This is a genomic window from Bradyrhizobium sp. Gha, assembly GCF_900113735.1.
Lineage (GTDB): Bacteria > Pseudomonadota > Alphaproteobacteria > Rhizobiales > Xanthobacteraceae > Bradyrhizobium.
Genome location: NZ_FOQM01000008.1, coordinates 51,600 through 64,352 on the forward strand (window position 1 = coordinate 51,600; position 12,753 = coordinate 64,352).

The following is a 12,753-nucleotide window of genomic DNA, read 5'->3' on the forward strand; positions in this document are numbered from 1 at the left end:
GCCGCAACGTGCAGAGTGTTTTTGCGTCCGTCACACGGAGGGGGAAATGGATGCGGGCTTAACGGCTGCTGTCTTCGGTCTAGTTGGAGCAATGATCGGTTCGGTCTCTTCGATCGCCACCATGGTGGTTCAATCCCGGTATCGGGACAAGCGAGACCGAACTAAGCAGATCCTCGATGTTTCACTGGCCGAATACAGCGCTCATCTCGAGTTGGCCAAGGCGGACCGAGCGCCTCGCGCGGTTCTCCCGATCACTGCCTATGTGCACAACAATGCCCAGTTGCTTGATGCGCTGGAAGCTGGCGACCTTACGCCTGATCGTATCACTCGGATTATGCGCAAGAACGGGGATTTCTTTAGAGCTGTTCAAGAGACAGACCAGGCTCAGCGGAAAGCAACGTGAGGCAAGCCTACCGCCGATTCGCCTCTTGGGATGCCAGGGAGTCGCCAGTGCGCTCGCGGTACTCCTCGAGCTTGGTGATGGCGTTAGCGGCCATCACGCCGCGGCGGGCCATGTAGACCTCGAACATTCGCTGCGCGCGCTCGACGGTCCAGCACAGCGCCTCTGCGACCTCCTGCGGCGTCGCCCCGGCCTCACACAGCTGCGTCGCCGCGGTGCCGCGGTTGTCGTGGAAGTTAAGGTCGGCCGTACGGACGAAGTCGGCATCAGCGCCGAGCGCCGCAGCGTTGGCGGCGTCGACCAGGTCGCAGTCCTCGCGCCAGTGCTCATTGAAATAACGGCGCTGGTAGGCCTTGCCTGATGGCGTCAACATCACCAACGCGCCCGATCGCGGCAGGCTGTCGAGGTGGTCGCGCAGCTCGCGCGTCGCTGGGATCCAGAGCAGCTTGCCGGTCTTGCTTGAGCGGATCTGCAACTGTATGCCGTTGTAGCGCGTCCATGGAAAGGTCCTGATGTCCTTGGCGCGCATGCCGGTGTTTCTGACTAGGATCATCGCCGTCTTCATCGAGAGCCGCGCCAGGCGGATGAACTGGTGCTGCAGCTCCGGCAACCACACCTTCTCGCTGCGATCGCTCTTGTAGAGCCGCTCGAACGAGGGGATGGGATGATACTTGATCCGTCGCTTTTCCTTGGCGAAGCTGAGCACGCGGCACAGCGCCGACATCAGATTGTCGGCCGAGCGATGCGAGGTCTTGCCGATCTCCTGGTGCCAGGCGAGCGCGTCGGCAGCGAAGGCGTCGGCGTCATCTGGATCGTTGAAGGTCTCCTCCGGGACAGTCCCCCATTTCTGCTCGATGCGCTTCAGCTTCCACGGATATTGATCGCGCGTCTCTTGGCTGAGCTTGGCGTAGGTCTCCGAGCTGTCGAAAAACCGTATGAGGTCCTGCAGCGTCTTCTCGCCGCTGGGCGCTTGCGCTTCTCCGCGGCCGCGTAGCTCTCGACAAGATTGCCGGGGTCGAGCGGCAGGCCGGTGGCGCGGTGATAGAGAAAGACTTTGACCGACCCGTCTGCGAGCCTCTTGGAGGTCCGCTTAATGCCGCGGAGCTTTGTGTCCGGCTTCCGTCTGAGGCGCATTCTCGGCCTTCCAGCGCTGATAGGGCGACAATTCGGCCGCCGAGTCTGTCACAAGACCGGAAGCGCGGTCCAGTGCCCGGTCGATGGCTTTCCGGTCCCATCTGTTGGTGCCGGGGATGGCGTCGGGGACAATCCCCTCGGCCCGCCAGCGGTCGAATGCCGCCAGCGTGTTGCAGCCGCAATAGGCGGCGGCCTCGTTCTTGGTGAGGCAGCGCTTCAAGATCTCAGGCCCGCCGGACCGCGCGGGGTCCTCACGTGCGGTCGGCATACTCAACTATCCTCGATTGTCCGCGATTTGCCATTGGGTGCCGTTTTAGGGCTCAACAAGGAATCAACAATCGGAATAATCAAACGCGCGAACGGTCGGATTTTCAGCAACTTAGGATAACTAATGGCGGACGTTCGTGCTGCCCTTCGGGCGCCCGCGGAGCGTCATTGCGGGCCGGCCCATTTCGGCATCATGCTTTGCCAGCTTCAACCGAACGCGCTCGTTGTTCTTTCGAGCACGCACTAAAGAGTCGCTTCGTTGTGCGATGGTTTGACGTCCGCGGTCGGCGCCGAGTGCTTTGAACGGCTCTGCCGAAACATCGATGTCGCGCCATTGTCCCGTAGTCTGATGATCATCCGCGAAAATGATCATGCCCCACTTACGATGGTCGACGAGGTTGACGCCTGACCAGGCACGCGTCGGAATCCACTCAACTTCGTCACGCTGCTTTCCTCGCGCTAGCCGTCGCGTATCGCGCGGGCGACCCCGTTTGCTCGACACGTGTTTTCGCAACATGGCCGCGGTCTCGTCCATGGCCCTGGACCAGGGATGCTCGACGCTCAGATCGCCGGGCTTCCAATTTCCGCGAATGTGCTTTCGGTACATTGCCCCCGGGGTAGCCTCATACAACGTCGCGCGACCCTCATAGGTCATGAGCCACGTTCCCATTGAAGGATGTTTTTCACCCGGATATGCGCGTCGCTCGATGATGCGACCAAAGGCCAACTTGGTCAGCTCTATATCGCCGGTGGCAACCCACACGATCGCGACCTCGAGCGGCCACCATTCCTGATCGAGAAGCTTCCCGAGACCGCGTACCGCAGCTTTCTTCGCTGCTCGCCGCGCGCGGGGCGCGCCGTCGGTATCGGGTTTGCGATTCGCCATGCTGCTAGGATAGCAGCGGGCATGCCGCGCACCGACCTAGTTTATTTGTTTTGGAGCGACCGGCCGCGTGTTGCCTTAGTTGGCGTCGTATGTGTACATTTAGGTGCCTTCAAAAATTGTCGTAGTTTGCGCGGCGCTCTCCTCCCAGCGGCGGCGTCTCCCTTCTGCTCGCGCGCCTAGCGCATTACGGGGCTACGACGAGTGCTCCATTAACGCTGCCAAGCGACTGAACTCGCGCTCGTTTTTCTGCACCATTATTGCCGTTGTTGATTCCGCTCCTCAGCGCGAATTTCAACTCTAGGCAACACGAGCACGTGTCGCGGATAGCTGAGGAAAATCGAATGACAGAAACGACTGCAGAGGGCTGCCCGCCTGCGAAGCCCCGTCGGCAGGCGACCCCGCCAGACAATCCGACCTACAAGCGGCCGCCGGAGGCTGCGGCGTATCTCGGGCTTGCCACCAGCACACTCGACAAGATGCGCGTGCGCGGCGACGGCCCGCCGTTCATCCGGCTCACCCCGCGCAGCGTGACGTACGCTGTAGAGGATCTGGACGCCTGGGCGCGTGCGCGTCAGTTCAAGTCGACCAGCGAATATCCGGACGCGTCAACTTAAAGCGCACACGGGTCTAGCCCGGTCGCTGTCGTTCTACGCCTACCTTGCTGAGCGGTGTTGCCCGATGGGCAGTCTTCCGCGGTGGTTCGCACCCACGCCCGTGGCTCCGGGCATCTTTGCCCAGGAGTTGTCGAACCCAATCGCTCGGTGTGACCGGTCAAGAAATTGCCCGGCGTCGCCGCAAACGAGCACCGGGCAAAAATGAGCTTTTCACTTGAAAATCCTACACGAAAAGGGCTCGCAGCGCAAAGGCGCTGCCGACAACATTCTTGCTGCGCTCCTGGTACCCGATAGCGGCGCCAGCTTCCACACGCTGATCGTGCCAGGCGGTTCGAAGAACATCGCCAACGTCGGTTTGTCGCCCGGTGGAGGTCTCTCAAAACGCGCACGACGCATCGCGATCGAGGCTCACGACTTCGTCCAGTTCAACATCCACGCTGAGGCCGGCACCGAGCAGGTGGCGGATTTCAACGCAAGCACGTTGCGCTGGGGCTTCGAGCGCTCGCAGCAGATCGCCATCTGGTGCGAACCGGGCAGCAGCTTCTACGACAACGTCGGCGGATGGCTGGTCAGCGCGGCGAACGCGGGCTCGAAATTTCAGACGATCATCAACACCACGCCGTCACAGGCAGAGGCCTGGCGGGCCGCAGTGGATCGTTGGAAAGGCCGCAACTGCGAGGTACGCTTGTTCGGACCGGAGGGCCTGCAATGAAGCCCTCTCGAAGCAGCGCCGCCGCCGAGAAACTTGAGACTAGGACCGACGTGGCTGTCGCCATCCTTCAGGGTCTGGATCCCGCTGGGCGCCACGATCTCGCAGCTATCGACCCTCATCTGCCAAAGAACCATCCCGACTATATCGAAGCTGCAACCTTTTCGGCATCCCAACGCGACGCAGTGATTGCGTGGATTGAGACCCGACAGGGTAAAAAGAATATCTACACGTCCGTCAATCAAGCGCGGGCCGAAGCACCCAAATCAAAGAAGCTCTTCAAAAAAGACATTGGCACCATCCGTGCGGTGGTGGTCGACCTCGATACCAAGAAGGTGAAAGGGGGCGACCCTTCGGGCGCGAACTTCCGACAGGAGCGCGCGCGGTTGCTCGAGGTCATCACTCGCGTCGCCAGCGCAGATTGCTCGCCGACGTTGGTCGTCGATAGTGGCGGCGGATATCAAGCCTGGTGGCAGTTGGCAGAGCGCCTGCCGGCAACGCCCGAAAACGTCGAGCTGGTCGAGGGCATAGGCCGAACGCTAAGGGACAGATACGGCGGCGATTCGGTTCAGAACGTCGATCGCATCATGCGCCTGCCGGGCACCATCAACGTTCCCGATGCGGATAAGGCCGCACAGGGTCGGCCCCCGGCGCTCGCCAGCGTCCTACCGCTGAGCACGGGCCTTCCGGTCACCCTCGAAGCGCTGCGCGCTTGGGCGCCTCCCACTGCCGCGCCCGCCAAGCGCGACCCTAAGCTGCCCGACATCGACCTACCCGAGGTCGACCATTACGACGACCTCCCGAGCGCGCTGCGCCAGAAGTTTGAGGCCGCGCGCAACAAAGATCCCGTGCTCGATAAGCTGTGGGCCGGGACGCCGGCGCCAGAGCAAAACGACGTCTCGCCATCCGGATACGCTTTCGCGCTGGCCGGCCGCCTCGGCCGCGCCGGCGGCTTTACCGCCACCGATTTCGGAGCCTTGCTTGCCGTATGGGCTCATCGCACCGAAAAGGAACTGGACGCGCGCTACATTGCGAGGGCCTGGGCCAACAACACAAGCACTGCCGGGGCGTCAGGTTTCGACAGCGTGACGATCGCCGAGCCCAAAGCGAAGCCCAGTGACACGGCGCCCGATGCGCCGGCGGCGGAATGGGGCGAGCCTGCCGACGTCTGGATGGACGAGACCAATCCGCCGGACCTGCCGTTGGGCGTGGTGCCTGCGATCATCGAAGCGGCCGCCCGCGATGATGCGCGCCGGCTCTGCATTGAACCGGGCGCGTCCGCGGCCGCGCGTATCGTGGCGCTGGGCTCCCTGGTGCCGGCCGGCAATCAAATGCAGATGCGCCAGCACGACACCGGATGGACAGTGAGGCCGGTGCTGTGGATGGGCCTATTCGGGCCGCCGGGCAGCAACAAATCGGCGACGCTGAAGTATGCCATGGCACCGGTGAACGAGATCGAGAGCGACGCTGCCAAGCGCTACGCGAAAGAGAAACGTGCGCACGATGCCAAGCAGGCCCAGCTCGCTAAGTCGGGACCGGCAATAGGTCAAGCCGATGGCCGCGCCGAAATTATCGCGCCCGACTTTGAGGAGACCACGCGCGAGCCGATTTTCCGTCGCAAGCTGGTGGAGGATGCGACCACCGAAAAGCTTGTGGCGCTCCTCGATCAGAACCCCGACGGCCTGCTGTATTTCGGTGATGAACTCGCCGGCCTGTTCGGTGGAATGGACGCCTACCGCGCGAAGGGCGGCAAGGATCGGCCGATCTGGCTCAAGTTCAAGGATGGTGCCGCCGTCACCGTCGACCGCATGGGCCGCGACTCGATCCACGTCCCGGTCGGCGCCGTCTCGGTCCTGGGCGGCATGCAGCCGGCCAAAATCAAGGCGCTCAGTGCCGGGCTTACCGACGACGGCATGCTGCAGCGGCTCTTGCCGGTCATCATCAAGAAACTGCCAGACGATGAAGATCCCGATATCGCACCTGATGACGATGTGGCCGACGCGGTGCATCGGGTTGCGCGTAGCCTGGTGGACTCGGGCGCTGGCAGGCGGTTCCGGTTTACGATCGAGGGTGACCGCGAACGGCGCCAACTCGAATCCTTTGTGAAGCGGGAAATGGCGCTGCCGAAAGCGTCCGCCAGTTTTGCGCAGTGGCTGGAAAAGCTCCCGAACGAGTTCGGGCGACTCGCCTTGGTGTTTCACTTCGTCGAATGGTACGCGCGGCCGGAGGCGGCTCTAGGTATTGATTCGGAGCCGGCCGAGCTGGTGTCCGGCGAGACTGCCCGGCGGGCGCGGCGATTCCTTGAGGAGTTCGCCCACCCGCATGCCGCAGTTTTCTATAATCACGTCCTGGGCGCGTCGCAGATTGAGGAGCACGCGCGCTGGGTTGCCGGCTACATCGTCGCTCGCGGGCTGGCGTCCATCACGGAACGGGACGTTTATAAAAATTACTCGGCCTTCAAGGGACAGGACACGCGTGGCGATCTCACCAACACCATGCGCGACCTCGAGCTAAACGACTGGCTCCGCCCGACGAAGTTCACCGGCGGCCGGCCGACACATTGGGCCGTCAATCCGGCGGTGCACGTAGCATTCGCCGAACGGGGCCTGAGCGAGCGGGAAAGGCGGTCCAAGGCGATGGACGCGATCGCACAAGCCGGGGCGCTGCGGCGTGGCAGAGACAAAGGCCTGTCGGGCACGGCTGCACCAAACTAAGGGGCTGGCCCCATGAAGCCAGATCAGTGCTCAGTGATCCAGCGCCAGCGTGAAGTCTGCACGCTGGCGCGGTTCGAATTCCGCTTCGTACTTCGCAAGCTGTGCTTCGTATTCGCGGCGGAAGGTCGGCGCGGCAGCGTTATCGACATAAATCATGAAGTCTGCCGCAAGGTTCATCGTCGCAAGCTGCCGAAGCACGGTCACTCCTTCCACGATGACGGGCAAATTGCGGTCCAGGCGGATTTGGATGATGCGCTGGATTTCGCCGGTGCGATATCGGTACAGCCCTTCGCCTTCGAACAAGAAGTGATCTGTTTCGACTAGCGACACGTTGAACCACCACGCCAGAAACCTGCCGAGCGTAGTTTTTCCTGAACCTGGGCGGCCGTCGATGGCGATTATCTTTGGCGGCAGGTTGTAAAGCACCGGGGCGAGCGCAGCGACGACGGGCATGTATTCTTCGTCGTGTCCGTTCTTGCTGGCGTTCATCGTTCCTCCAATCGCGCCAAATCCGCCTCATGCTTTGCGCGGCTCGGATCGTCTTGGGCAATCGCAAATCGTTTCATAGCGATTAAGTCATCACGACAGGCGACACGAACGGCCATGCCACCAAGTGTTGCCGGAACTGATTTCTCGAACATGTCTGCAAAACTGGTGGCGCGTGGCGTCAGCACATCAAGGTAATAGTGCAGATGCTTGACCGGGAGTTGAACGCCCGGCCTGGCGAGCGCCGTATCCGGATGTTGGAAATTGATGTGGCTCGCCGCAAGTACGGCAATGAATTTTCTTACGTTTTCCGTAGTGGGATCGATCACGATATCCAGATCATCCACCGCACCTGTAGGCCGGCAGCCGTGCGCCGCAACCGCCGCGCCCCCTACGATTAGGAATGCAACGCCGCTGGCGTCGAGCAGTTGGACAAATTCCGTGTTCCCGCCGTTGGCGATAATTTCTGGTAGCGACATGGGTTCGGCACCTGAATTCGGAAATCCACACGCGATGTGTCGCGCGCAAGAGACAGTGGAGACAAAGAGCCCAAGGGCGGCCTTTAGTGTGCTAAAATTTGTCTCCGGAGTCTCTTGCGCGCGCGGCTGTAGAATCGCCTTTCTCCCCTTTTTATATTCTAGTGCTGTCTCTGCCGTCCTTTCCGTCCTAACCGCGCGCGCAAGAGACAGTGGAGACAAATCCTTGCCCCTTGGGCAGAAGGACCCTCAAACGTAGAAAACCCGCCACGCTCTGGAGCGCAGCGGGTTCGCTTGAACGGGCGGAGGTTACGCCGACGCAGCGACCTTTTTGCGCGACCGGCGCTTGTTCGAATTGCCAGCGCTATCTTCCTGGAATTCAGCCATCAACTCGGCGAACCGCACGGCCAGCGCCATTGGCACGCAAGCATCGATCAGGACAAGATCGCCGCCCCCGGGCTGGATCATGTCAAAGCTGAATGGCGCCCGCGGTTCGAGCGCGCGGTTCGCTTCCTGATCTTCTGCCGGCGTTGCCGTCATGTGGTTCTTTCGGCCAAACGGAATGACGTTCGTCATCTGCTACACCTTTCCGCTTTTCAGGCGGGCTAGAGTTCTGATTCCCCGGCGTGAAAAAGACCAGGCGTAGATGGTCCGCGACGTACCTTTAGACCCCGTCGGATCCTGGACATACGTACGTGCCACCGGGACTTTTGATGTTCGAAACTACGCCTTGCAGGTTTTCAGCCTGTAGTGAGAGGATGCGCGCCAAATCGCGTATTGTCAACGTAAGCTATTGATTTTGTTGATCTTCTCTCAGTTCTCTACACGCCCCATCCAAACAAAATGCGACACAACTCAATCCGTTGCCGCCGGTTTGGCGGCCGAAAATATTTTGCCAATCTCGACAAAACTCTCAGCTGTCGCTCAGGGCTCAACAGCGGATTCATGCGGCGAAATGGCTGGCTATGCTCGAACGCGTTGAAGGAAACCGCACGTCTGTCAGGCGACAACACCCGGCGCCGCTTGTGCGGGCGCGCCGGCTTGAATTGCGAGAAACCCTATCGAATGGCCGGTTACGCTTGGCGACCATCGAGCGCAGCGCATTGCCCGAGCATCTGCGAGCGCCACAGCGTCAGCTCCAGGCCGCTATGGATGCCCGTCTCGTCGGCATAGAAGGCCCCCTGGGCAGCCTTGGGGCTTCAGACGAGTGAAAGCCCGCCCAAGGCGCATGGGCGCGCCAGGGGCCGCGATTTTGCCCATACGGAAAACCTCGAGCGAATTCCTCGGCAGGTGCCGTTGGAAGCGCTCAACAAAATCGGACGCCGCGTCCTATACCAAAAATAGTTGATTTCCGTATATGTCGGACTTAACGCTGGCGCTCAGGGTTTTCACCAGGGAGGCGGATCATGAAGAAAGTCGCGATCTATCTGCGAGTGAGTACAGACGCCCAAACGACGGACAATCAACGCCGCGAGCTGGAAGCGGTAGCGAAGCGGTCGGGCTGGCAAATCGTCCGAGTGTACGAAGATGCCGGCATCAGCGGCGCCAAGGGGCGAGACAAGCGCCCCGGACTCGACGCCATGATGAAAGCCGTGAACGCGAAAGAATTCGAGATGGTTGCTGCCTGGTCGGTCGACCGGCTGGGCAGATCCCTGACGGACCTGTTGGCTATCCTGCAGGCGCTGCGGGAAAAGAACGTCGACCTGTTTCTGCATCAACAGGGACTCGACACGTCGACCACTGCCGGCCGCGCCATGTTCCAGATGCTAGGCGTGTTTGCTGAATTCGAGCGCGGCATCATCCGGGAGCGCGTCAATGCCGGGCTTGCGCGCGCCAGGGAGCGCGGGACCGTGCTTGGCCGCCGCCGCACCGATCCTGCGGTCGAGAAGCGCATCCGCAGCCTTCGCGCGAAGGGTATGGGCATTCTCAAGATTGGCCGGACGCTTGGCGTCGGAACGAGCGTCGTGCAGCGAGTGGTCGACGCGGGGTAGACTAAGCAGTGGACGAATCGACGCATCGACCGTAGTTGCGGCGCCAATGTAGCGCCAACGGTCGCGCAACTACCTGAGCCGCTTGGATAGTTAGAGCCTACATCAGGCTACATGCCAGAAGCAGCGGCCTTGCGCGGCGCGTGGTTACTGCCTTAGCCATTGTGGCGAGGCCACGCGCTCGATGGGCTCAGCCCCAGGGGCGGCATCCCACCCCCCGGCACCCCCCCGGAAGCTCTAGGGGAAACCTCCGGCAGCCGCCTCCGCTAGTGCGCGATTTTTTGAAATTTCGGGGTCAACGCGATGGATCCGAGAATCTACGAACGCCTGTGGGACGAGACCGTCGAAGCGTACGATCCGACCGTGCTGCGCACGCGCCGACACAAGCATCCGATTGTCGAGAAGTGGCTGGCAGACGATGCGCGCGGGAGCGATCCCGCGTTCAACACGCTGTATTTCCTGTACCGGCCATATTTCCGGAAGCCGGTGCGCCGGCGGCGGCTGCGATTTCTGAACACCCTGATGTGGGTGCTCAAGAGCGAAGGTTTCACGATCGAGGCCGACGACAAAAACATCATCGTGGGGCACGGCTCGCACCGGACCAAATTCAAGGTTTTCGAAGGTGGGGAGCAAGCGAAGCGCGCAGCGTCGATGTCGTTTCAGAAACTAAACGGCCGGCTCAGTTGCCAGATCGAGGCGAAGCTACCCGAAGGCATCGAAACGAGATGGGAAGACGATTTTCCTGCTCGGCGATTGGAGGACAGCATCCCGAACATCATCGCGAGCTTCACGGTTTGGGCATTTGAACGGAAGCGCAGCGCGCGAGGTTAACCGACAACAAAGTCGGGTTGAGTTTGATGAAGGCGTTGCCGTTTGGGCTCTTTTGCGATACTCTATCCTCACTGGCTGATCACAAGTCGCTTCGCCGGCGGCGTACCTCTCTTGAGGATGCCCCGTGTCTCAGCCTCCGGCCTACAATCGATCGTTCAGCTTCTCAAATTTCCAGGCGCAGAACCCCACTGCGGCGCTGCCCGGCTCGCAAGTCGATATCGAGCTAAACAACGTCAAAGCCACCCTCGACGCGACGCGAGCAAACCTGGCGCAGATTCAGCGCGACGACGGTGGACTGAAAAATGGGACCGTCACCTTCGATGCGTTGTCGCCCGCGCTGCAGACTGCAGGGCTGGCTCCTGCGTTGCCCTGGGTGACTGCGACAGCCTACGGCGTCAATGCGAGCGTGACACACGGCAGCGCCTTCTATCGGTGCCTTGCCGCACACACTTCCGGAGTCTTCGCAACCGATCTCGCTGCGGGAAACTGGGTGCTCATCGTCGACTTCTCGACGATTGCGCTTGTAGCCGCCAGCATGATCGCCGTCACACCCTCCGGCACGCTCACCAGCAACGTTCAGACTTCGCTGCAAGCGCTTGATACCGGCAAGGCGCCGTTGTCTCACACACAGCCGTCCTCCACCATTTCCGACAGCACTGCCGCAGGGCGTGCGCTGCTGACTGCGGCCGATGCCACTGCGCAGAACGCGCTTTTGGGTACCTCGCTATTGGGTTTTCAGGCCGGCGACATCAAAGAGACCGCCTGTCTGACCCTTCAGTCCGGCTGGTACTGGTGCGACGGCTCGGCCAAGAGCCGGGTAACGGACGTCAATCTCTTCAACGCCATCACGATCCAGCAAACCGGCACGCTGGTGTCGGGATCGGCGGTTGTGACCGGGCTTACGGACACGACCAACGGCGGCTACACGCCGATCTCTCCCGGCATGCAATTGAGCGGCACCGGCATCACGAACGGGACAAGGGTTCAGTCCGTCGATTCTGCCACTCAAGTCACGTTGAGCGCGCCGGCGACCATCTCTGGTACGTCACCCCTGGTCTTTGCGCCGTACGGCATAGGCGACGGCTCCACGACGTTCAATATTCCAAATCGCGCGTACATTGGCGTCGGTCGTGACAACGCCAGCGGCAGCGCCGCGAACGTTACGCAGGTCTCGACCACCATCAGCACGACTTCGGGCAGCCAGACGGCCACCGTGACGTCTGCGGCAGGGCTGTTCGTTGGCATGTACGTGTCGACGAAGAACATCCAGTCGAACGCCAAAATTATTGGCATCAGCGGCACCACGATCACCTTTGATACCGCGGCGTCGGCAACGGCGGGCGGTGTCTCCGCACGATTTTCGCCATTGATAGACGCTCAGACCTTGGGCGCGGTCGGTGGCGAACTCAGCCACGTCAACTCCGTTGCCGAAATGGCTGCGCACAATCACGTCGCGCACAGCGTAGACTTGGGTCACGTTCACAACACTCAAATCCCGTTGCAAGGCGACACCGGCACGCATGTCGCCAACAAAGTCAGATTCGGCTCTAACGACACCGGGGCGACGGTGCTCAACGTCTCCACTGATGTCGCCTCTGCGAACCTTGTGACGAGTATCGACAACACCGGAGGCGGCCTCGCACACAACAACATGCCGAAAACGATCGTCATGAACTACATCATCAAACGCTAAGGAGGACACACAATGACAACTCGACTTGTCGAGCTGCCGGAAAAGCCAGGCAATCAAATCTCGCATCTCGAAGACGGCACAGTGTGCCTTCTCGTCTACCCCTTCACGCGCGAGTGCACGGACGCTGAACGCCAGCTGCTCGAGGTCGCCCCTCGGGCGCGAATTCTGTTCTACGCGGCTTACGACGCGCCCGTGCCGCATGGCCTGTCACGCCCCGCTTCATTCGAAGATCTACCGCAAGACACCCTTGGCTGGGCGATCCGGAAAGCGACGTTTTTTGCTCCAGCTGTTCTGGACCCGAGAAGCGAAGATTTTCCCGGCGATCTCGCGAAGGTGCTGCGCAAGATTGTCGACGCTACGGCGAAAGGCGCGGCGCAGAAGCTTCACGTCACCGTCGTCACTGATGAGCCAATCGCGCTGGGCCAATATCTGGGCAGGACGCGGCCGAACATTCCGAGCAACGGCGTCGCCGTTGCCTGACCGCAACTTTCGCTACGATTCAACTTCTCCGCTGCGCCATCCGGAATTCGCGAGCCCGGTCTTTCAAACCAATCT

At 61.2% G+C, this 12,753-nt stretch carries 14 protein-coding genes; 8 read left to right on the top strand and 6 right to left on the bottom strand.

All coding sequences use genetic code 11. The features are described 5' to 3' along the window. Positions 1-46 precede the first annotated feature (46 nt). Positions 47-403 (top strand): hypothetical protein, encoded by a 357-nt coding sequence (locus BM222_RS13300; RefSeq protein WP_092228703.1) that lies wholly within the window; start codon positions 47-49, stop codon positions 401-403. Positions 404-410: 7 nt separating this feature from the next. On the opposite strand, the gene BM222_RS42020 is transcribed toward BM222_RS13300, so the two are convergent. The 3 genes from BM222_RS42020 to BM222_RS13315 all read right to left on the bottom strand — a co-directional run bounded on the left by BM222_RS42020 (position 411) and on the right by BM222_RS13315 (position 2,687). Further along, positions 411-1,124, bottom strand: coding sequence for a tyrosine-type recombinase/integrase (locus BM222_RS42020; RefSeq protein WP_244547114.1), 714 nt, complete (start codon positions 1,122-1,124; stop codon positions 411-413). Positions 1,125-1,490: 366 nt separating this feature from the next. Further along, the gene (locus tag BM222_RS13310) at positions 1,491-1,802 is read right to left on the bottom strand and encodes a hypothetical protein (protein WP_177243188.1); all 312 of its coding nucleotides are present in this window, start codon (positions 1,800-1,802) and stop codon (positions 1,491-1,493) included. A gap of 120 nt (positions 1,803-1,922) precedes the next feature. Beyond that, complete coding sequence (locus tag BM222_RS13315; RefSeq protein WP_092228704.1) at positions 1,923-2,687, bottom strand: hypothetical protein; 765 nt, start codon at positions 2,685-2,687, stop codon at positions 1,923-1,925. Between the two features lie 341 nt (positions 2,688-3,028). Here BM222_RS13315 and BM222_RS13320 point away from each other — a divergent pair, with 341 nt between their 5' ends. From BM222_RS13320 to BM222_RS13325, 3 genes are all read left to right on the top strand, one after another. Continuing rightward, positions 3,029-3,301 (top strand): helix-turn-helix transcriptional regulator, encoded by a 273-nt coding sequence (locus BM222_RS13320; protein WP_143105949.1) that lies wholly within the window; start codon positions 3,029-3,031, stop codon positions 3,299-3,301. Positions 3,302-3,515: 214 nt separating this feature from the next. Then, positions 3,516-4,013: a hypothetical protein gene (locus BM222_RS41025; protein ID WP_177243189.1), complete on the top strand. Its 498-nt coding sequence runs from the start codon at positions 3,516-3,518 to the stop codon at positions 4,011-4,013. Next, positions 4,010-6,724: a DUF3987 domain-containing protein gene (locus BM222_RS13325; RefSeq protein ID WP_177243190.1), complete on the top strand. Its 2,715-nt coding sequence runs from the start codon at positions 4,010-4,012 to the stop codon at positions 6,722-6,724. The genes BM222_RS41025 and BM222_RS13325 overlap by 4 nt, the downstream gene beginning before the upstream one ends. 30 nt (positions 6,725-6,754) lie before the next feature. Here the strand turns inward: BM222_RS13325 and BM222_RS13330 are convergent, their stop codons facing one another. From BM222_RS13330 to BM222_RS13340, 3 genes are all read right to left on the bottom strand, one after another. Then, positions 6,755-7,213, bottom strand: coding sequence for a hypothetical protein (locus tag BM222_RS13330; protein ID WP_092228706.1), 459 nt, complete (start codon positions 7,211-7,213; stop codon positions 6,755-6,757). Beyond that, positions 7,210-7,689 carry a hypothetical protein gene (locus BM222_RS13335; protein WP_092228707.1) on the bottom strand — a complete coding sequence of 160 codons (480 nt, stop codon included), beginning with the start codon at positions 7,687-7,689 and terminating at the stop codon, positions 7,210-7,212. Before BM222_RS13335 ends, BM222_RS13330 begins: the two co-directional genes overlap by 4 nt. Positions 7,690-7,995: 306 nt before the next feature. After that, complete coding sequence (locus tag BM222_RS13340; protein WP_092228708.1) at positions 7,996-8,262, bottom strand: hypothetical protein; 267 nt, start codon at positions 8,260-8,262, stop codon at positions 7,996-7,998. Positions 8,263-9,092: 830 nt separating this feature from the next. Here BM222_RS13340 and BM222_RS13345 point away from each other — a divergent pair. The 4 genes from BM222_RS13345 to BM222_RS13360 all read left to right on the top strand — a co-directional run bounded on the left by BM222_RS13345 (position 9,093) and on the right by BM222_RS13360 (position 12,678). Further along, entirely contained in the window at positions 9,093-9,677 is a 585-nt protein-coding gene (locus BM222_RS13345; protein ID WP_092228709.1) for a recombinase family protein, read from the top strand. Between the two features lie 300 nt (positions 9,678-9,977). Further along, positions 9,978-10,505: a hypothetical protein gene (locus tag BM222_RS13350; RefSeq protein WP_092228710.1), complete on the top strand. Its 528-nt coding sequence runs from the start codon at positions 9,978-9,980 to the stop codon at positions 10,503-10,505. Between the two features lie 124 nt (positions 10,506-10,629). Continuing rightward, positions 10,630-12,198, top strand: a complete 1,569-nt coding sequence (locus BM222_RS13355) for a hypothetical protein (RefSeq protein WP_092228711.1) — start codon at positions 10,630-10,632, stop codon at positions 12,196-12,198. A 12-nt stretch (positions 12,199-12,210) separates the two neighbouring features. Beyond that, positions 12,211-12,678 (top strand): hypothetical protein, encoded by a 468-nt coding sequence (locus BM222_RS13360; protein WP_092228712.1) that lies wholly within the window; start codon positions 12,211-12,213, stop codon positions 12,676-12,678. Positions 12,679-12,753 lie beyond the last annotated feature (75 nt).

What these genes read in the sequence shown, in the direction of transcription:
- BM222_RS13300 (WP_092228703.1), top strand. Translation starts at nt 47, where the DNA reads ATGGATGCGGGCTTAACGGCTGCTGTCTTCGGTCTAGTTGGAGCAATG.
- BM222_RS42020 (WP_244547114.1), bottom strand. Translation starts at nt 1,124, where the DNA reads ATGTCGGCGCTGTGCCGCGTGCTCAGCTTCGCCAAGGAAAAGCGACGG.
- BM222_RS13310 (WP_177243188.1), bottom strand. Translation starts at nt 1,802, where the DNA reads ATGCCGACCGCACGTGAGGACCCCGCGCGGTCCGGCGGGCCTGAGATC.
- BM222_RS13315 (WP_092228704.1), bottom strand. Translation starts at nt 2,687, where the DNA reads ATGGCGAATCGCAAACCCGATACCGACGGCGCGCCCCGCGCGCGGCGA.
- BM222_RS13320 (WP_143105949.1), top strand. Translation starts at nt 3,029, where the DNA reads ATGACAGAAACGACTGCAGAGGGCTGCCCGCCTGCGAAGCCCCGTCGG.
- BM222_RS13325 (WP_177243190.1), top strand. Translation starts at nt 4,010, where the DNA reads ATGAAGCCCTCTCGAAGCAGCGCCGCCGCCGAGAAACTTGAGACTAGG.
- BM222_RS13330 (WP_092228706.1), bottom strand. Translation starts at nt 7,213, where the DNA reads ATGAACGCCAGCAAGAACGGACACGACGAAGAATACATGCCCGTCGTC.
- BM222_RS13335 (WP_092228707.1), bottom strand. Translation starts at nt 7,689, where the DNA reads ATGTCGCTACCAGAAATTATCGCCAACGGCGGGAACACGGAATTTGTC.
- BM222_RS13340 (WP_092228708.1), bottom strand. Translation starts at nt 8,262, where the DNA reads ATGACGAACGTCATTCCGTTTGGCCGAAAGAACCACATGACGGCAACG.
- BM222_RS13345 (WP_092228709.1), top strand. Translation starts at nt 9,093, where the DNA reads ATGAAGAAAGTCGCGATCTATCTGCGAGTGAGTACAGACGCCCAAACG.
- BM222_RS13350 (WP_092228710.1), top strand. Translation starts at nt 9,978, where the DNA reads ATGGATCCGAGAATCTACGAACGCCTGTGGGACGAGACCGTCGAAGCG.
- BM222_RS13360 (WP_092228712.1), top strand. Translation starts at nt 12,211, where the DNA reads ATGACAACTCGACTTGTCGAGCTGCCGGAAAAGCCAGGCAATCAAATC.